11 protein-coding genes and 6 pseudogenes are annotated in these 18,709 nt (G+C 58.7%); 16 read left to right on the top strand and 1 reads right to left on the bottom strand.

All coding sequences use genetic code 11. The features are described from left to right. The first annotated feature begins 75 nt into the window (after positions 1-75). From P6U16_RS01775 to lpxB, 14 genes and pseudogenes are all read left to right on the top strand, one after another. The gene (locus P6U16_RS01775) at positions 76-903 is read left to right on the top strand and encodes a cell envelope integrity EipB family protein (protein WP_277702388.1); all 828 of its coding nucleotides are present in this window, start codon (positions 76-78) and stop codon (positions 901-903) included. A 198-nt stretch (positions 904-1,101) separates the two neighbouring features. After that, positions 1,102-1,869, top strand: coding sequence for a 30S ribosomal protein S2 (gene rpsB / locus P6U16_RS01770; protein ID WP_277702387.1), 768 nt, complete (start codon positions 1,102-1,104; stop codon positions 1,867-1,869). Between the two features lie 257 nt (positions 1,870-2,126). Then, positions 2,127-3,053 carry a translation elongation factor Ts gene (gene tsf, locus P6U16_RS01765; protein WP_277702386.1) on the top strand — a complete coding sequence of 309 codons (927 nt, stop codon included), beginning with the start codon at positions 2,127-2,129 and terminating at the stop codon, positions 3,051-3,053. A gap of 180 nt (positions 3,054-3,233) precedes the next feature. Further along, positions 3,234-3,955: pseudogene (gene pyrH, locus P6U16_RS28265) on the top strand (UMP kinase). A 62-nt stretch (positions 3,956-4,017) separates the two neighbouring features. Then, positions 4,018-4,578 carry a ribosome recycling factor gene (frr, locus tag P6U16_RS01750; protein ID WP_277702385.1) on the top strand — a complete coding sequence of 187 codons (561 nt, stop codon included), beginning with the start codon at positions 4,018-4,020 and terminating at the stop codon, positions 4,576-4,578. A gap of 34 nt (positions 4,579-4,612) precedes the next feature. Next, complete coding sequence (locus P6U16_RS01745) at positions 4,613-5,359, top strand: isoprenyl transferase (RefSeq protein ID WP_277702384.1); 747 nt, start codon at positions 4,613-4,615, stop codon at positions 5,357-5,359. Next, a pseudogene (locus P6U16_RS01740) lies at positions 5,359-6,191 on the top strand (phosphatidate cytidylyltransferase). Before P6U16_RS01745 ends, P6U16_RS01740 begins: the two are co-directional and overlap by 1 nt. Positions 6,192-6,223: 32 nt before the next feature. Beyond that, positions 6,224-7,356: pseudogene (gene rseP / locus P6U16_RS01735) on the top strand (RIP metalloprotease RseP). Positions 7,357-7,605: 249 nt separating this feature from the next. Beyond that, entirely contained in the window at positions 7,606-9,939 is a 2,334-nt protein-coding gene (bamA, locus tag P6U16_RS01730) for an outer membrane protein assembly factor BamA (protein ID WP_277702383.1), read from the top strand. A gap of 47 nt (positions 9,940-9,986) precedes the next feature. Beyond that, positions 9,987-11,036 (top strand): annotated as a pseudogene (gene lpxD, locus P6U16_RS01725) (UDP-3-O-(3-hydroxymyristoyl)glucosamine N-acyltransferase); the annotation flags it as partial. A 6-nt stretch (positions 11,037-11,042) separates the two neighbouring features. After that, entirely contained in the window at positions 11,043-11,513 is a 471-nt protein-coding gene (gene fabZ, locus P6U16_RS01720; protein WP_349017701.1) for a 3-hydroxyacyl-ACP dehydratase FabZ, read from the top strand. After that, positions 11,510-12,328: an acyl-ACP--UDP-N-acetylglucosamine O-acyltransferase gene (gene lpxA / locus P6U16_RS01715; protein WP_277703971.1), complete on the top strand. Its 819-nt coding sequence runs from the start codon at positions 11,510-11,512 to the stop codon at positions 12,326-12,328. The genes fabZ and lpxA overlap by 4 nt, the downstream gene beginning before the upstream one ends. Before the next feature lie 5 nt (positions 12,329-12,333). Next, the gene (gene lpxI, locus P6U16_RS01710; RefSeq protein WP_277702382.1) at positions 12,334-13,215 is read left to right on the top strand and encodes a UDP-2,3-diacylglucosamine diphosphatase LpxI; all 882 of its coding nucleotides are present in this window, start codon (positions 12,334-12,336) and stop codon (positions 13,213-13,215) included. Continuing rightward, positions 13,212-14,359 (top strand): annotated as a pseudogene (lpxB, locus tag P6U16_RS01705) (lipid-A-disaccharide synthase); the annotation flags it as partial. The gene lpxI and the pseudogene lpxB, both read left to right, overlap by 4 nt. 58 nt (positions 14,360-14,417) lie before the next feature. Here the strand turns inward: lpxB and gltA are convergent. After that, positions 14,418-15,707, bottom strand: a complete 1,290-nt coding sequence (gltA, locus tag P6U16_RS01700) for a citrate synthase (RefSeq protein ID WP_277702381.1) — start codon at positions 15,705-15,707, stop codon at positions 14,418-14,420. Between the two features lie 311 nt (positions 15,708-16,018). On the opposite strand from gltA, the gene P6U16_RS01695 reads away from it, so the two are divergent. Next, on the top strand, positions 16,019-17,017 hold the full coding sequence (locus P6U16_RS01695; protein ID WP_349017700.1) for a DUF4131 domain-containing protein: 999 nt from the start codon (positions 16,019-16,021) through the stop codon (positions 17,015-17,017). Beyond that, positions 16,996-18,507, top strand: a pseudogene (locus P6U16_RS01690) (ComEC/Rec2 family competence protein); the annotation flags it as partial. The gene P6U16_RS01695 and the pseudogene P6U16_RS01690, both read left to right, overlap by 22 nt. Positions 18,508-18,709: the final 202 nt, after the last annotated feature.

Raw genomic sequence — 18,709 nt, 5'->3', positions numbered from 1 at the left:
CCTTCACGGGGCATGCCTCGCTTTCGCCGAATGCGTTCTTATAACATCGCTGGCGAGTCCAACAGGAGGAAACGGATGTTTCGTTCAGACTTTGTCTCAGCCAGTGTGGCAGGGGCTTGTTTCTTTGTCATGACATCCGGCGGCGCCGGTGCGGCTTCGGCCAGCATCCTCGTGCCGCATCGTGCCGTCTATGACCTGGAACTGAAGGATGCCTCCGATCGCTCCGGCATTGCCGGCATGTATGGGCGTATGGTCTATGAATTCAACGGATCCGCCTGCGAAGGCTATACAGTTAGTTTCCGCTTCGTGACGCAGGTCGATACCGGCGACGAGGTCAAGTTGACCGATCAGCAGACGACTACCTATGAAGACATCAAGAGTGGCAACTTTCGTTTTCTGACGCGCTCCTTCACCGACGAGAAACTCGACAAGGAAGTTCGCGGCTCCGCGCATGAAGCCGACAAGGGTGTGACAGTCGACCTGACGGCGCCGGACAAGCGACAGGTGGATCTTGCCCAAAGCCTTTTTCCGACAGAACATATGATGGAAGTCATCGACCGCGCGAAGAAGGGCGAAACATTGTTCGAATCGCGGATCTTCGACGGATCGGATGCCGGCGACAAGACGCTGATCACCACCACCATGGTCGGCAAGGCGCAACAGCCCAAGCCGGATGACGCGGATGTTGGAAAAGCAGGCGCCATGGCGGCCAAGTCCTATTGGCCTGTCAACATCGCCTATTTCAACGATGAGGCGAGCGGCGACGCCCTGCCGATCTACCGCATGCAGTTCAAGCTATACGACAACGGCATCACCCGGGATCTGACCATGGACTACGGCGATTTTGTCCTGAGTGGCAAACTGGCCGACCTCGAAATGTTCAAGACCGAGGAATGCAAGTAGACGGGCGCCACTTTTAGGCAGGCGTCACATTTCCCGCATCCAGACTTGATTTATCGGCCGACAGCTTGTATGGCCAGCCCATTCCACACGTAAGGTTTGGGGCCGTCCGGGAGAAATCCGGTCAGTTCCACCCGGTGGCACTTTCGAAGAGAGTGCTGTTTGCCTTGCGGAGGTTCAACCGGAAAAGGAGAAAAAGGCATGGCATTGCCTGATTTTAGCATGCGTCAGCTTCTGGAAGCTGGCGTTCACTTCGGCCACCAGACTCATCGCTGGAACCCGAAAATGAAGCCGTACATCTTCGGCGATCGTTCCAACGTTCACATCATCGACCTCGCTCAGACGGTTCCGATGCTGTCGCGCGCGCTGCAGATGGTCAGCGACACGGTAGCCAAGGGCGGCCGCGTTCTGTTCGTCGGCACCAAGCGCCAGGCATCCGAAATCATTGCTGACGCTGCCAAGCGTTCGGCCCAGTATTACGTCAATGCGCGCTGGCTCGGCGGCATGATGACCAACTGGAAGACGATTTCGAACTCGATCCAGCGCCTGCGCAAGCTCGACGAAATCCTGAACTCGGAAGCTTCGGGCTTCACCAAGAAGGAACGCCTGAACCTGGAGCGCGAGCGTGAAAAGCTCAACCGCGCACTCGGCGGTATCCGCGACATGGGCGGCGTTCCGGACCTGATGTTCATCATCGACACCAACAAGGAATCGATCGCCATCGACGAAGCAAAGCGTCTCGGCATCCCGGTCGTCGCGATCATCGATTCGAACTGCGACCCGGACCGCATCGATTACCCGATCCCCGGCAACGACGACGCTTCGCGCGCCATTTCGCTCTATTGCGATCTGATCTCGCGTGCAGCGCTTGACGGCATTGCCCGTCAGCAGGGCGCTTCCGGTCGCGATCTCGGCGCTTCCGCCGAACTGCCGGTCGAACCGGCACTCGAAGAAGCAGCCGAAGCCTGATCAGGCCAGCCGGCGGACCCGCTCCGCCGGCGCTTACCATAAAATCAGGACGAGGCCGTTTGCGACTGAGGAAGTGAACGGCCTTGTTCTTTTTGGTATCTGGGTTTGCCGGCGATATCCGGCGGTTTCCAGTGCATCCGTCGTGATGATCACTTCATCACGATGTCACATTCAGGGGTCATGCCCTGCCACATCCTCCTGGTGGTGCGCCGGTCTTCTGGCAGCACACCAGACGAACAAACGAAGAGGCAAAAAAGATGAGTACTATTACTGCAGCAATGGTGAAGGAACTGCGCGAAAAGACCGGCGCAGGCATGATGGATTGCAAGAAGGCACTCGGCGAAACCAACGGCGACATGGAAGCCGCGATCGACTGGCTGCGCGCCAAGGGCATTGCCAAGGCCGACAAGAAGTCTGGCCGTGCGGCTGCCGAAGGCTTGATCGGTATCGCCTCCAGCGGCACCAAGGCCGTTGTCATCGAACTGAACTCCGAGACCGACTTCGTCGCCCGTAACGATGCCTTCCAGGATCTCGTCCGTGGCATCGCCAAGGTTGCCATTGAAACCGACGGTACTGTCGAAACGATCAGCGCCGCCAACTACCCGGCCACCGGCAAGTCTGTCGGCGAAAGCATCACCGATGCGATCGCAACGATCGGCGAGAACATGGCTCTGCGTCGCGCTGCTCTGCTATCCGTTGAAGACGGCGTTGTTGCCACCTATGTCCACAATGCTGTTGCTGACGGTCTTGGCAAGCTCGGCGTTCTCATCGCCCTGAAGTCGACCGGTGACAAGGATGCCCTGAACACAATCGGCCGCCAGGTTGCCATGCATGTCGCGGCGACCAACCCGCTGGCTATCCGTTCGAGCGAAGTCGACCCGGCTGTCGCCGAGCGCGAGCGCAACATCTTCATCGAGCAGTCGCGCGCTTCCGGCAAGCCGGACAACATCATCGAAAAGATGGTTGATGGTCGCATGCGCAAGTTCTTCGAAGAAGTCGCTCTTCTCTCGCAGGCTTTCGTCATGAACCCTGAGCTGACAGTCGAAGCGGCGATCAAGGAAGCTGAAAAGACGGTCGGCGCGCCGATCGAAGTGACCGGCATGGCCCGTCTTCTCCTCGGCGAAGGTGTCGAAAAGGAAGAAAGCGATTTCGCCGCTGAAGTGGCTGCTGTCGCCAAGGGCTGATTTCTTCATCCTGATTGGGAAAACAAAAGGGCATCGCGTGACAACGCGGTGCCCTTCGTGTATCCGGCTTCATCATTGGTCTCCGTCGCCCGTGGATTGCCATGCGGCCGGCATGAGCCCTGTCAATCGTATTCATTTTTCGCATGCCGCGCGCATGTAGCCTTCTTTTCAGGAGTGACGATGTCGGCCAAACCTCTCTACAAACGCGTGCTGCTGAAAGCCTCGGGCGAAGCCCTGATGGGAAGCCAGGGATTTGGGATCGACGTTGCGGTCGCCGATCGCATTGCTTCCGATATCGCAGAAGCTCGTGCGATGGGCGTGGAAGTCGGCGTGGTAGTCGGAGGCGGCAACATCTTTCGCGGCGTGGCCGTCGCGTCCAAGGGCGGCGATCGGGTTACCGGCGACCATATGGGCATGCTGGCAACCGTGATCAACGCGCTTGCGCTCGCCACTTCGCTCCGCAAACAGAATATCGACACGGTCGTTCTGTCCGCCATCGCCATGCCGGAAATCTGCGAGAGTTTTCCCAGCGCGCGACGCTCTACCATCTGTCGCTCGGCCGCGTTGTTATCTTTGCCGGCGGCACGGGCAATCCGTTTTTCACGACCGATTCGGCAGCCGCCTTGCGAGCAGCAGAAATGGGCGCTGAGGCAATCTTCAAAGGCACGCAGGTTGATGGCATCTACTCCGCCGATCCGAAGAAGGATCCGGCTGCCACCCGCTTCGACCGCCTCACGCATAGCGAAGTGCTAAACAAGGGGCTGGCCGTCATGGACGTCGCCGCCGTGGCGCTGGCGCGCGAAAACAGCATTCCGATCATCGTCTTCTCCATCCATGAGAAGGGTGGATTCGCGGAAATCTTGACCGGCGGCGGTCGCGGCACCATCGTAACCGACAATTGAAAGCCTGACGGACGGTTCTGACGGGACCGTTCGCGTTGACAGAGAAAACGGGAGTTTGATCCATGAGTGAAGGTATTGACCTGAATGACCTGAAGCGCCGCATGGATGGCGCAATTAACGCGTTCAAGAGCGATATCGCATCCCTGCGTACCGGTCGCGCCTCTGCGAACGTGCTCGATCCTGTGATGGTGGAAGCCTATGGTTCGCGCGTTCCTCTCAATCAGGTCGCCAACATCACGGTGCCTGAGTCGCGCATGCTGGGTGTTTCCATCTGGGACAAGTCGATGGTGAATGCCGTGGATCGGGCCATCCGTGAATCGAACCTCGGCCTCAACCCGATCGTCGATGGCCAGAACCTTCGCATTCCATTGCCAGAACTCAACGAGGAGCGCCGCAAGTCGCTCGTCAAGGTGGCGCATGACTATAGCGAAAAAGCAAAGATCGCCATTCGCAACGTTCGCCGCGACGGCATGGACGGCTTGAAGAAGGCTGAAAAGGATGGCGTCATCGGTCAGGATGTCAGCCGTAGCCAGTCCGAAAAGGTTCAGAAAATCACCGACGATATGATTTCCGACATCGACCGCTTGCTCGCCGACAAGGAAAAGGAAATCATGCAGGTCTAGTCCGCCTATCGAATCTCTGTTTTTCGGGTCACCGATGTCAAAATTCACTGCAGCAAACGTCCCCGAGCATGTTGCCATCATCATGGATGGCAACGGTCGCTGGGCCAATTCGCGGGGGCTGCCGCGAACCATGGGTCATCGAAAGGGTGTCGAGGCTGTGCGCGAGGCCGTGCGAACGGCAGGCGAGATCGGAATTCGTTACCTGACGCTTTTTGCGTTTTCATCAGAGAACTGGAGGCGTCCTGAGGCGGAAGTTTCCGATTTGATGGGCTTACTGAAAGCCTTTATCCGACGTGATCTTGCAGAACTTCATACCCAGAACGTTCGTGTCCGGGTGATCGGCGACAGGAAGAATCTAAGAGGCGATGTCCTGCCGCTTCTGCTCGAGGCGGAAGACACGACGCGCGGCAATACGGGGGTAACACTGGTCATTGCCTTCAATTACGGCTCCCGAGATGAGATGACTCGGGCCATGCAGTCCTTGGCGCTCGATGTGGCACAGGGACGACTTGCTCCCGAGCAGATTACCTCGGAAACAATCTCGAGCAGGATGGATACGGCGGGCATTCCGGACCCCGACCTGATACTTCGCACGAGCGGCGAAGAACGGCTGTCCAATTTTCTCCTGTGGCAGGCTGCCTATGCGGAGTTGATTTTCGTGTCTGAGCTCTGGCCGGATTTTACCCGGGAGGTATTCTTGGCTGCACTGGAAAAATATGGGCGCAGGGAGCGCCGCTTCGGGGGCCTCTCCCAACCTCAGACGCTTGCGGTTGGCTCCTGATGCAAAAGGAGCTCAAACTACGCATTCTGTCTGGCATCGTGATGGCCGGCGTCGTCCTGTTTGCGACATGGGCTGGCGGGCTGGTGTTCCAGCTCCTGTCGGTCGCTATCGCCCTGCTCGTCTATTATGAGTGGTCGACCATGACGCGTCTTGCTGAGAGTGATTTTCAAGCAAACGCCTTTGGATGGCTCTCGCAACTTGTTGTGGCGGGCCTCATTCTCTTCGGAGATGTCGGTCTGACCATTCCGGTTCTGGCGGGTTTCACAATCATATCGGTGCTTTGGGTTCTGGTTCGAAAGGGCGGCTTCTGGCAGCCGGGTGGCATTGTCTATGCCGGGCTCACCGGCATTTCGCTGTCTTCCATCCGCGGTGACGATTCGGTCGGCCTGATCGCGATGCTGTTCATCTTCGCCGTGGTATGGGCAACCGATATCCTGGCCTATTTCACTGGCCGCGCCATTGGCGGACCAAAGCTTGCGCCGCTAATTTCGCCCGGGAAAACCTGGTCTGGCGCCGTTGGCGGAGCCTTTTTGGGGTTGTTGCAGGGGTCGCGCTTGTGCTGAGCCAGTTTTCTCTGGACGATTTCCGCCTACCGGTGCTCGCCCTCTTGTTGTCAGTTGCAAGCCAGGTCGGCGATCTCTTCGAATCCTATGTAAAGCGCAGATTCGGCGCCAAGGACTCAAGCAAACTCATTCCTGGCCATGGCGGCGTCATGGATCGGGTTGACGGCCTTGTTTTTGCCTGTTTTGCAGCACTTCTGCTTGCTTTGATGCAGGTGCTGTTCGCCGGTGCGCAGACAGCATCGACAGGGGCAATCCTGCTGGGCCTTTAACGGCCGACTGACGACATGAACGGGGTATTCGAATGACTTTCCTGGCCGATGCGGTGCAATTCGTTCTGGGCTATATCGTGCCATTCCTTTTGGTGCTGACATTGCTCGTTTTCGTGCACGAAATGGGTCACTATCTCGTGGGTCGATGGTCTGGAATTCGCGTTCTCGTTTTCGCTGTCGGCTTCGGTCCGGAAATTGTCGGCTTTACCGATCGTCACGGCACGCGCTGGAAACTCTGCTCCATTCCCCTTGGCGGTTATGTCAAATTCTTTGGGGACGAGGACGCCGCAAGTATTCCGGACTATACCCGTCTCGAAAATTTTTCCCCGGAAGAGCGCGACCGCACGTTTCTCGGCGCCAAACTCTGGAAAAGAGCCGCGACCGTCGCTGCCGGGCCGATTGCAAATTTCATCCTGGCAATCGCGATCTTTGCAGTTCTTTTTCAATTTACGGCAAGTCCGTCGCCGATCCGATCGTCGCCGAAGTGAAGACCGACAGTGCCGCGCAGAAGGCTGGTGTCCTTGCGGGGGATTTGCTTCTCTCGATCGATGGCAATGCCGTGAAGACATTCGACGATGTGCGCCGTTATGTCAGCATTCGCCCTGAGACACCGATCACCATCCGCATCGAGCGCAAGGGCGAGTTCCTCGAATTGCCGATGGTGCCGCAACGCACCGAAATTACCGACCAGTTCGGAAACAAGATGGAACTCGGCATTATCGGGATCGTGACCAATCAGGAAACCGGGAATTTCCGGCTCCAAACCTATGGTCCTCTGGAGGCTGTCGGGCAGGGTGCTGTCGAGAGCTGGCACATCGTCACCGGAACGTTCAACTATCTCGCCAATCTCGTCACCGGCCGAATGAAGGCCGATCAGCTGGGCGGACCGATCCGCGTGGCGCAAGCCTCCGGGCAGATGGCCACGCTCGGCGTTGCCGCTGTTCTGCAACTGGCAGCCGTGTTGTCGGTTTCCATTGGACTTCTCAATTTAATGCCGGTCCCGGTACTTGATGGCGGGCACTTGATGTTTTATGCGGTTGAGGCCGTGCGAGGAAAACCGGTAGGGCCGGGAGCCCAGGACATCGCTTTCCGTATCGGATTTGCGATGGTTCTGATGCTGATGGTGTTTGCCACCTGGAACGATATCAGTATGCTGATCGGCTAGGTCGCAGGCCTTGATGCCGGGAGTTGACTTGCTTGGGCACACGTCAGTCTCATTGGTTTTCAATGGTTTGGGTTGAAAGGAATTGTTTACGATAAATCAATTCTGTAGTGGCCGTTAGGACACGGTTTGAATTGAAGTAAACAGAAATTAACGAGCGACCTTGCTTGTATGGGAAAAGCAGTTAAAACGGCAAACGTGGCCGGAGTCGGTACGGGTTCGTCACGAGACGTTGGGAAAAAGGTAAGATTTATGAAAGCTGGTTCAAAGTTTTTGAACGCGGTATCGGCGGTTGCGCTGTCTGCTGGAATTGTCGCAACGGGTACAGGCATCGTAACGCTTGCTAGTGCATCTGTCGCAGAGGCTGCCGTTATCAGTCGTGTCGAGGTTCGCGGTGCGACGCGTGTCAGCCCAGAAACGGTTCGTGCCAACATTACAATCACGCCCGGCAAAAGCTTTAGCAATTCCGACATCGATTCCTCGGTTAAGCGCCTTTACGCGACCGGCTATTTCTCCGACGTCAGCATCAATGTCTCCGGTGGCACGCTCGTTGTGTCCGTCGGCGAGAACCAGTTGGTCAACCAGGTTGTCTTCAACGGCAACCGGAAGCTCAAGGACAGCAAGCTTCAGGAGGTGGTTCGCACGCAGCCGCTGGGTCCTTACAGCGAAGCAACCGTTGAGTCCGACATCCAGGCAATCCGGCAGGCCTATGCCGGGATCGGTCGCGAGGATGTCACGGTGACGACCCAGGTGGTTCCGATTGCCGAAGGTCGTGTCAATCTCGCCTTCGTCATCAACGAGGGATCGCGGACGAAGATCAGCCAGATCAATTTTGTCGGCAACAACGCCTATGGCGACGGTCGGTTGCAGGCGGTGATTGCGACCAAGCAGTCGGGCCTGTTTTCTTTCCTGAGCCGCAAGGATGTCTACAACGAAGACAAGCTGCGTGCCGATGAAGAGTTGCTGCGCCAGTTCTACTATAATCGCGGATATGCCGATTTCCGCGTCGTTTCTTCGGATGCAGTCCTGGATGAATCGACCAACGAATACACGGTAACGATCACCGTTGAAGAGGGCGAACGCTACGACTTCGGTCCAGTCAACGTTGAATCGACGGTTGAAGGTGTGGATGCTGAGCAACTCAAGGGTCTGGTTCAGACCAGCGAAGGGTCTGTCTACAAGGCCAAGGACGTTCAGGAAAGCATCTCGGAAATCTCCAAGCGGGTGGCTGCGGAAGGTTATCCCTTCGCTCGCGTCACGCCACGCGGCAATCGCAACTTCGACAATCGCACGATCGCCGTAGATTATCTGGTCGATCAGGGTGAGCGCGCCTATGTCGAGCGCATCGAAATCCGCGGCAACACACGCACGCGTGACTATGTTATCCGCCGCGAATTCGACCTCAGCGAAGGCGATGCCTTCAACCAGGAAATGATTGCGCGCGCCAAGCGTCGCCTTGATGCGCTGGGCTATTTCTCGGCCGTCAATATCACAACGGCGCCGGGCACGGCTGCTGATCGCGTGGTCATCGTCGTCGACGTGCAGGATCAGTCGACTGGTTCGTTCGGTGTCGGTGCTGGCTATTCTGCCGGCAGTGGCGGCGGCTTCCTCCTGGAAGCGTCGATCGAAGAGAAGAACTTTCTCGGTCGCGGTCAGTACATTCGTCTGGCTGCCGGTCGTGGTGATGAAAGCCGCACATACAACGTTTCGTTCACTGAGCCTTACTTCCTTGGCTATCGTCTGGCCGCTGGTTTCGATGTGTTCAAGAACGAGAATGATTTCGACGATGATAACTATAGCTATGACGAGCAGGGCTTCAGCCTGCGTGTGACGGCGCCGATCACGGAGCGCATTTCGACGACGTTCCGTTACAACTACTCAGAATATGACTACCGCAGTGGCAATGTCGCCGCGCTGTCGAGCCCGTACCAGCGAGTGGTCAACGAATCGCCGTGGACCCGTTCTTCGATCTCGCAGGTCATCAACTACAATTCGCTGGATGACGCGGTCGCGCCGCATGAAGGTATCATTGCCTCGGTTACCCACGAATTTGCAGGCTTGGGTGGGACTTCGGATTTCTACAAGATCACCGGCAAGGCCAAGGCCTATTACACGTTGAGCGACGACGCCGATATCATTGCATCGATTTCCGGTAGCGCAGGTCACCTGATGAAGACGTCCGGATCGTTGGAAGTCTTCGACCAGTTCCAGTTGAGCGGCAACGACATTCGCGGCTTCGAGCGCAACGGTATCGGTCCGCGGGCTGCAAACGGCGACTCGATCGGCGGCACGACCTACTTTACGGCATCAGCCGAAACGACCTTCCCGCTGCCGGGCATTCCGCGTGACAGTGGCTTCCGTGGTGCCTTCTTCGTCGATGCCGGTACGCTCTATGGCAATAAGGTCGATGTGACGGGTGCAGATGGTCTCCGTGGCACTGATTCTTCGCTGCGTGCGTCGGTCGGTCTTGGTCTGCTCTGGGCCTCGCCATTCGGTCCGCTGCGCGTGGACTATGCGTTCCCGATTGCCAAGGAAGACTTCGACCGCGTGCAGAACCTGAAGTTCGGTATCTCGTCGTCGTTCTAATCGTCGCAGTCCAGAACTGCCTGCCAAACTGTTCTGGAGCATTGGCCATGGAACACAACTGGTTCTTCCCGCCCCATGATGGGATCCGCCTGGATGTTCTGGCGGATCAGATCGGTGCAACGCTTGTAGACCACACAAAGGCTGACCGGATCATCCGGTCGGTCTCTCCGGTGTACAGGGCCAAGGAAGACAACATATGCTATATGTTGTCCCGCAAGAACCGCACCGAACTGGAGACCTGCCAGGCCGCTGCGATCGTCTGTGACAAGGCGATCGCTTCCATCGTTCCCCCACATATTCCCGTTCTATTGACCGCGCATGCGCACACGGCCTTTGCCGTCGCGGGTGCTATCCTGCATCCGCAGGGGATGCGCCCTGTGCAGAACCTTTCAGGGCCGGGCGGTATATCACCAGCAGCGTTCGTCGATCCGTCTGCGCAGATCGAGGATGATGTCGAGATCGAGGCAACGGCAGTTGTCGGTGCTGGCGCCCAGATCGGCACGGGTACGCGGATTGCCGCTGGTGCAGTTATCGGACCCGGCGTGCGGATCGGGCGGGATTGCACGATTTCAGCCGGGGCCAGCGTGCTTTACGCGCTTGTTGGCAATGAGGTCATCATTCATCCGGGTGCGCGGATCGGGCAGGACGGTTTTGGCAATGCGCCGGGCCCGAAGGGTGGAATGATCAAAATCGTGCAGATCGGCCGGGTCATCCTGCAGGACAGGGTCGAAATCGGCGCCAATACCACCATAGACCGCGGCGCCATGGACGACACGGTCGTCGGCGAAGGCACGAAGATCGACAATATGGTGCAGCTTGGTCACAACGTCCGTGTCGGCAGGCATTGCGGCATTGCGGCCCAGGTCGGCATTGCCGGTAGCACGCGCATCGGTGACGGTGTCCTGATCGGTGGTGCTGCGGCAATCAACGGGCACATCACCATCGGTGATCGCGCGCAGATCGCGGCAATGAGCGGCGTCGCGTCGGATGTACCGGCAGGCGAGCGTTATGGCGGCATACCGGCACGGCCAATGCGTGATTTTCTGCGCGACATGGCAGAAATTGCGGCGCGAGCCCACAGCAGACAGAAAAAACGGGAGGCAATGATGAGTGAAGCAGCGACCGCCGTTCTCGGTACGGCCGATATCAGGGAAATCTTGAAACTGCTTCCCCATCGTTATCCGTTCCTGCTCGTCGACAAGATCATCGAGATCGACGGCGACAATTCCGCGATCGGTATCAAGAACGTTACGGCGAACGAGCCGCATTTCACCGGTCATTTCCCCGAACAGCCGATCATGCCGGGTGTCCTTCTCATTGAAGGCATGGCCCAGACAGCCGGAGCGATCTGTGCGCGCAAGACCGGCGACGGCAGCAATCTGGTCTATTTCATGACCATCGACAATGCGCGTTTCCGCAAGCCTGTGGTCCCGGGCGACCGCGTCGAGTATCACGTCGTCAAGCAGAAGCAGCGCGGCAATATCTGGAAATTTCACTGTGATGCAAAAGTTGACGGGCAACTTGTCGCGGAAGCTGATATCGGCGCGATGATTATAGCCAAGGAAGATGCCTGAACATGATTTCCGCCAGTGCAAGGATCCACCCGCTTTCCGTGATCGAAGACGGGGCGGTGATCGGTGAAAACGTAACGATCGGACCCTTCTGCCATGTCGGTCCGAAAGTCACGCTGCACGATGACGTCGAACTTCTGAGCCACGTCGTCGTTCTCGGCCGCACGACCGTCGGCAAGGGCAGCCGCATCTTTCCGTCCGCCGTCATCGGTGGCGATTCCCAGAGCGTGCATCACAGCGCTGTTGATACGACGCTGGTGATCGGTGAAAAATGCACGATCCGCGAAGGCGTCACCATGAACACCGGCACGGTCGAACATGGCGGAACGACTGTCGTCGGCGACAACTGCCTGTTCCTTGCCTATGCTCATGTGGCGCATGATTGCCGTCTCGGAAATAATATCATCCTCTCGAACAATGTCATGCTGGCCGGCCATGTGACGGTCGGTGACCGCGCCATTCTCGGCGGCGGTTCGGCCGTGCACCAGTTTACTCGCATCGGCCGTCAGGCGTTCATCGGCGGTCTTTCAGCGGTGGCCTACGATGTCATCCCCTATGGCATGCTGAACGGCAATCCGGGCCTTTTGGGCGGGCTGAATGTCGTCGGCATGAGCCGTGCAGGTATCGACAAGCCGACGATTCACGCCGTACGGCGCGCCTACAAGCAGATTTTTGAAGGCCCCGAATCCGTTCGCGCCAATGCCGCCGCCATCCATAGCGACTATGCCGATTGCCCGCCGGCCATGGAAATCCTGGATTTCATCGCCGCGGAAAGCGAGCGCGCTCTGTCGTCGCCGACACGGGGCAGCAAGGGCTGAGGTCGATGATCCCAGACAGCCGGCCCGATATCAAAGACCGGCTGGCGATCATCGCCGGCAGCGGCCTCCTGCCGCTGCATGTGGCCGAAGCGGCGCGTATACACGGCGAAAATCCCTTCATCATCGCGCTTGCCAATGAATCCGATCGCGACTGGTCCGATTTCGACAACACAACGCTCGGCATCGGCAATTTCAAGGCGATCAGCACCGTTTTCCGGAATGCGGGCATCGGCCGCGTCGTTCTGTCCGGCGCCGTGCGCCGTCGTCCCGACTGGCGCGATATCAAGCCGACCCTGAAGAGCCTCGCCAAGGTCCCGAGCGTGCTGCGCACGCTTCTGTCTGGCGGCGACGATGCTGTCCTGAAAATGGCCATCGAACTGATCGAGACCAATGGCGCGCGCGTCATCGGCGTGCAGGACATCGTGCCGGAACTCCTGGCAACCGTCGGGCCGCTTGGCGGACGCGAACCGGGCGCGGAGGATCTGGCCGATATCGAGATTGCCGAGACTGCCGCGATCGCACTCGGCGATCTGGATGTCGGGCAGGGCGCCGTTGCCGTTGGCGGCCGCGTTGTCGCGCTCGAGGGTCCCGAGGGCACGGATGCCATGCTGGAGCGGGTCGCTAGGCTCAAGGCGGATGGACGCATCTCGTCGCGACGCCGCGGCGTGCTGGTGAAGCTCTGCAAACCGCAGCAGGACGTGCGCGCCGACCTGCCGTCGATCGGTCCCTCCACAATCGCCCGTGCGGCGGCTGCCGGTCTGGCCGGTGTCGCTGTTGAGGCGGGTCGGGCGCTGGTGCTTGAGCGCGACGAATTGATTGCCGCCGCCGACAAGGCAGGCCTCTTCGTGATCGGTGTAGACCGGGCGAACCTGAGGATACGGCGGTGACCGGCGCTCTGAAACTTGCGGTCATCGCAGGCGAAGTTTCCGGTGATCTTCTTGGCGGCGATCTGGTGGCTGCCCTGCGACAGCGCCTCGACCAACCGCTGGAACTGGTCGGCGTCGGTGGCGAGGCGCTGGAAGCGCAGGGGCTGAAGTCGTTGTTCGACTACTCCGAACTCTCGATCATGGGCATTTCGCAGGTGCTGGCCCGTCTGCCCAACCTCATCCGCCGCATTCGCCAGACCACGGCTGCAATCATCGCGGCCAAGCCGGATGTTCTCGTCATCATAGACAGTCCCGACTTCACCCACCGTGTCGCAAAGGCCGTGCGCAAGGCTCTGCCGGATTTGCCTGTCGTCAACTATGTCTGCCCCAGCGTCTGGGCCTGGAAACCGGAGCGGGCGCCGCGCATGCGCGCTTATGTCGATCACGTGCTGGCGGTTCTTCCCTTCGAGCCGGCCGCCATGGTCGCTCTTGATGGCCCCCGACCACCTATGTCGGTCATCGGCTGGCAGGCGATCCAGCGCTGGTCGCGGCACGCAGCGAGATCGCCGCCCGGCGCCTGTCGAACGCGCATGGCACGACCACATGCCTCATCCTTCCCGGGTCGCGATCCAGCGAGATCAAGCGCCTGCTGCCGATTTTCGGTAAGACGATGGAACTGCTTGCCGCGCGAAATCCTGGTATGCGCTTCCTGCTGCCAACCGTGCCGCGGCAGGAGCAACTGGTCCGCTCGATCGTATCCGGCTGGGTCCTGCAGCCGGACATCACCATCGGGGCGGCCGCGAAATCGAAGGCATTTGCTCAAGCTGACGCCGCCGTCGCTGCATCCGGCACGGTCATTCTCGAACTGGCGCTTGCCGGCATTCCCGCCATCTCGGCCTATAAGGTCGACTGGATCGTGAAGCTGATGGCGCACAAAATTACCATCTGGACGGCGGCTCTGCCCAATCTGATCGCCGACTATCCGGTCGTACCGGAATATGTCGAGGTCGTGCAGCCGGGAAACCTGGCTCGCTGGGTGGAGCGGCTTGTCAGCGACACCAGCCAACGCCGTGCGATGCTCGAGGGCTACGCCATGGTCTGGGAGCGGATGAAAACTGAAGAACCGCCGGGAGAGAAAGCGGCTCGTCTTGTTCTTGAAGTGCTGGACACAAAAAACCCGGTCGCAACTAAACGACCGGGTTTCGCTTTGAAACGGATACGCCTTAGCGCTTCGAGACCGGAAGGTAATCGCGCTGCGGCTCGCCGATATAGAGCTGACGCGGGCGGCCGATACGCTGTTCCGGATCCTCGATCATCTCGTTCCACTGGGCGATCCAGCCGACGGTGCGAGCAAGCGCAAAGAGCACCGTGAACATGGTCGTGGGGAAGCCGAGCGCCTTCAGCGTAATGCCGGAATAGAAGTCGATGTTAGGATAGAGCTTCTTCTCGATGAAGTAGCTGTCCGTCAGCGCGATGCGCTCGAGTTCCATGGCAACTTCCAGCAACGGATCATCGCGATGGCCAAGTTCAGCCAGAACTTCATGCGTCGTCTTCTGCATGATCTTGGCGCGCGGGTCGTAGTTCTTGTAGACGCGGTGACCAAAGCCCATGAGCCGGAACGGATCGTTCTTGTCCTTGGCGCGGGCGACAAACTCCGGAATGCGGTCGACCGAGCCGATTTCGGCCAGCATGTTGAGCGCGGCTTCGTTGGCACCGCCATGCGCCGGACCCCAGAGGCAGGCAATGCCGGCAGCGATACAGGCGAAGGGGTTTGCACCGGACGAGCCGGCGAGGCGAACCGTCGAGGTCGAGGCGTTCTGCTCGTGATCGGCATGCAGGATGAAGATGCGGTCCATGGCGCGGGCCAGCACTGGATTGACCACATAGTCTTCGCAGGGCACGGCAAAGCACATGCGCAGGAAGTTCGAGGCATAATCGAGGTCGTTCTTCGGATAAACGAAGGGCTGGCCGATATGGTATTTGTAGGCCATGGCAGCCAGTGTCGGCATCTTTGCGATCATCCGCAGCGAGGCGACCATGCGCTGGTGCGGATCGGTGATGTCGGTCGAGTCATGGTAGAATGCCGAGAGCGCACCGACACAGCCGCACATGACGGCCATCGGATGGGCGTCGCGGCGGAAGCCGGTGAAGAAGCGGCTCATCTGTTCGTGCACCATCGTGTGATGGGTGACGCGGTAGTCGAAATCCTTCTTCTGCACGGCCGTTGGCAGTTCGCCATAGAGCAGCAGGTAGCAGACTTCGAGGAAATCGCCGTGTTCGGCGAGCTGCTCGATCGGATAGCCGCGATGCAGAAGAATGCCTTCATCGCCGTCGATATAGGTGATCTTCGATTCACACGATGCCGTCGATGTGAAGCCCGGATCGTATGTGAATTGCCCGGTCTGCTTGTAGAGCGTGCCGATATCCACCACATCCGGACCGATCGACCCGGATCGCACCGGTAACTCGACCGACTTGTTATCGACTGTTACGACTGCGCTTTTTCCTGTCATGGGTGATCCTCCGTTTGTAGCAAACTGGCACACAAATATGCCACAGTTATTAACGTTGCTCTTTTGCTATATGATTTAGCCACAAGTGCCAAGTTGGACGAAAGGCAAATTGTGCGGTGCAAAAACAAGCATATGGCATCGCAATAATTGCATGTTCGCTGCGCAGTTCCAATGGCCTTAAGCGAGCCTGACAGGGTCGATCATGCATTACCGACGAGAGGGAGCCTTATTTTTAGGCATTTTTCTCCTTGGTTGCATTTTTAGATTTTTGGTTGCATCCTGAGGAAAATCAAAACATCTGGGCGCTTGGCATGGATGAGGAGCAGTCGGGGGGCAATGTCAGGCGTGATGGCGCCTTGGGAGCCATCGCAGAGTACCGGCATGCCGACGCAAGAATTGTCGATAAAGATCGGAAAACGACTTTAGATTCGACTTTTCAATACCAGTTTTTGCCATCACTCGACACCAGAAGATTTGCCCTATGGTCCAAGGCGACGCTGAATGTCCGCAACGCATTGTCTGAGGAACAGGCCTATGATCACGCCTTCCTTTTCATCCCGGTGTTTCTCGGTGGTGGTGCCCTAGTATGGTTTTCCCTGGCGGAGCAGCCCGGCCCGATTAAACTTGCATTGCTGCTGTGCATTTTTGCTATGGCTGCAATTGCCTTGCGGCATGCCGGACCTTTTTGGAGCCAGACGACGCGGTTGTTGGCGTGTTTTGTAGGCGGCATGTTGCTGTCGGCGGTGGAAACGCAGCGGCTGGATACCGTGCTGCTTGATACCCCCGTCACGACACAGGTCCGGGGCAGGGTCATAAGCCGGGAGACCACCGACCGTGGCCAATGGCGCTATCTCGTGGCCCTCGTACACACATCTGGTCCAACGCTGAAGCGGCCGCCGGAGAAAGTCAGTCTTCTGTCACGCAGCCAAGGCGCTCCGATCGCGATAGGCCAGATGATCGAGGGACGGGCACGGCTTTCGCCGCCTTCCGGGCCGGCCTTGCCGGGATTGAACGATTTCGCTTTCGACAGCTATTTCAAAGGCATCGGCGCTGTCGGCTTCTTCTATGGAGCGCCGCATTCCGTTACGGCAGCCAACGACGGCGCAACTTGGTCCGTTGGGTTGCCGTTTGTGGAAGAAATCGCCCGCTGGCGGGAGGCGATCGGCATGCGTATCCGCACAACGATTGGCGGTGATGCGGGGGCAATTGCCGCGGCTCTCGTGACGGCCGAAGAAAGAGCGATCAGCCGCGACACGATCGAAGTGCTACGGGGGCGGGGCTTGCGCATGTTCTTGCCATTTCCGGCCTGAATATGGTCCTGGCGGCTGGCACCTTTCTTATTGGCGCCCGTACATTGCTCAGCCTCCTGCCGGGGCTCGCCCAGCGGGTTGCGATCAAGAAGATCGCCGCGGCTGGCGCCTTGGTCATGGTGTTTGCCTATATCCTGATCTCCGGCGGTGCCGTCTCTGCGGTCCGTTCGTGGATCATGATTTCGATCATGCTTGTCGCCGTGTTCTTCGAACGACCTTCGATCAGCCTGCGCAATGTGGCTCTGTCGGCGATCATCATTTTGGTCATCACACCGTCCGCCGTTACCGGGCCCGGTTTCCAGATGTCGTTTGCGGCGACGCTGGCCCTGGTTGCCGGCTACGCACGCTGGCGTGATCGCACCCCGGCGGAAAATACGATCGGCAGTCCCGGTTCGGCCGGGTTGCGGGTCGTTTCCGGCTTTTTTGGCGGGCTTTTTCTCAGTTCGTTGATCGGCGGCCTGTCGACGATGATCTATTCTGCCGGGCACTTTCATCGGCTGGCCGCCTACGGCCTTGCCGGCAATATTCTGGCGATGCCGGTCATCAGTATTCTCGTCATGCCCTTTGCCTTGATCGCCATGATGCTTATGCCGCTCGGCCTCGACCGCTATCCCTTGCTGATCATGGGGCAGGGCATCGAATGGATGATTTCAATCGCCCGGATTGTCGCCGGCTGGGAGGGCGATCTCACGACCGGGCGGCTGTCAGACAGTGCGTTCCTCCTTATTGCTGTGGGCGGCGTGCTGGCCTGCCTTTTCCGGACCTGGCTGTTTGCCGGCGGTCTGGCTCTTGTCGCTGCGGGCGTCGCCTTCATACTGTTCCAGCCCACCGCCATGCCGGCGCTCATCATTTCGGAGGACGGGCGGCTGGTGGCGGCAATAGAAGGGGCGGGCGCATCCGTCAATCGTGCAAAACCGCCGGATTTTATCTTCGCGCAATGGCAGCGGGCGTTGCGCCTTTCGGATCAGCGGGGACCGCTGCAGCGCGATGATCTCGTTCAGGAGGATAAATCCGAAACGGCCTCGACGTTGATCGCGCCTTCGGATCAAACCAACCGACGAGCCGCGAAGCCGCCGATCGATATCGCCGTGGCCCGCTCGTCGATTGTTCGGGCGCTGGCCGAAAGCCCGAAGGGACGATTCAGTTGTGCGCCGAAGCAATGGTGCGCGATGACTGCACCGCAGGGGTGGCGGATTGTTACAGTCGATGATGCAAGGTTCGTCGGCGCGGGCTGCGATACGGCCGATATCGTCGTAACGCCCGCCATGCTGCGGTTTGAAGCCTGTCGCACGGGGGCCTTGCTGATCAGTGGCAAAAGCCTCCGCCGCAGCGGCGCTCTGGAGATTTACGGGTATGCGAAGGCCCCGGATTTCGGCGTAAATGCACCGATGCGGATCGTCGCGGCGGTTGGCGGCTCGGCGCGCGCCTGGGAGCGGCATCGATTGTATGACTGGCGAACAGGCACGTTCGAAGCGAAGGGGCTTGAGTGAGGGCGTAAGCCGAGGCAATCGCGTCCCAACCGCAGGTCTGAAGCCGCTGTGTCATAACCTTGTTATTTCTTGAGGAAAATACTCCACAAATACTTGTCTTTCAGTCATACTGTGTCGTAGAGAGCGATTACAGCAGCGCGCAGCCTGTGTCGCGTTGCGCTTAATGGCCTTCGCTGCGGCCCTGACAGCAACAATTATGGTT

The sequence above is a fragment of the Rhizobium sp. 32-5/1 genome (genome assembly GCF_029537235.1).
In the GTDB taxonomy this organism is placed as follows: domain Bacteria; phylum Pseudomonadota; class Alphaproteobacteria; order Rhizobiales; family Rhizobiaceae; genus Pararhizobium.
Note: the sequence above shows the minus strand (reverse complement) of the source record. Positions and strands in the feature narration are given on the sequence as shown.

Bases quoted from the DNA above. Each gene is read 5' to 3' on its own strand.
- P6U16_RS01775 (WP_277702388.1), top strand. From the start codon at position 76: ATGTTTCGTTCAGACTTTGTCTCAGCCAGTGTGGCAGGGGCTTGTTTC.
- rpsB (WP_277702387.1), top strand. From the start codon at position 1,102: ATGGCATTGCCTGATTTTAGCATGCGTCAGCTTCTGGAAGCTGGCGTT.
- tsf (WP_277702386.1), top strand. From the start codon at position 2,127: ATGAGTACTATTACTGCAGCAATGGTGAAGGAACTGCGCGAAAAGACC.
- frr (WP_277702385.1), top strand. From the start codon at position 4,018: ATGAGTGAAGGTATTGACCTGAATGACCTGAAGCGCCGCATGGATGGC.
- P6U16_RS01745 (WP_277702384.1), top strand. From the start codon at position 4,613: ATGTCAAAATTCACTGCAGCAAACGTCCCCGAGCATGTTGCCATCATC.
- bamA (WP_277702383.1), top strand. From the start codon at position 7,606: ATGAAAGCTGGTTCAAAGTTTTTGAACGCGGTATCGGCGGTTGCGCTG.
- fabZ (WP_349017701.1), top strand. From the start codon at position 11,043: ATGATGAGTGAAGCAGCGACCGCCGTTCTCGGTACGGCCGATATCAGG.
- lpxI (WP_277702382.1), top strand. From the start codon at position 12,334: ATGATCCCAGACAGCCGGCCCGATATCAAAGACCGGCTGGCGATCATC.
- gltA (WP_277702381.1), bottom strand. From the start codon at position 15,707: ATGACAGGAAAAAGCGCAGTCGTAACAGTCGATAACAAGTCGGTCGAG.
- P6U16_RS01695 (WP_349017700.1), top strand. From the start codon at position 16,019: ATGGATGAGGAGCAGTCGGGGGGCAATGTCAGGCGTGATGGCGCCTTG.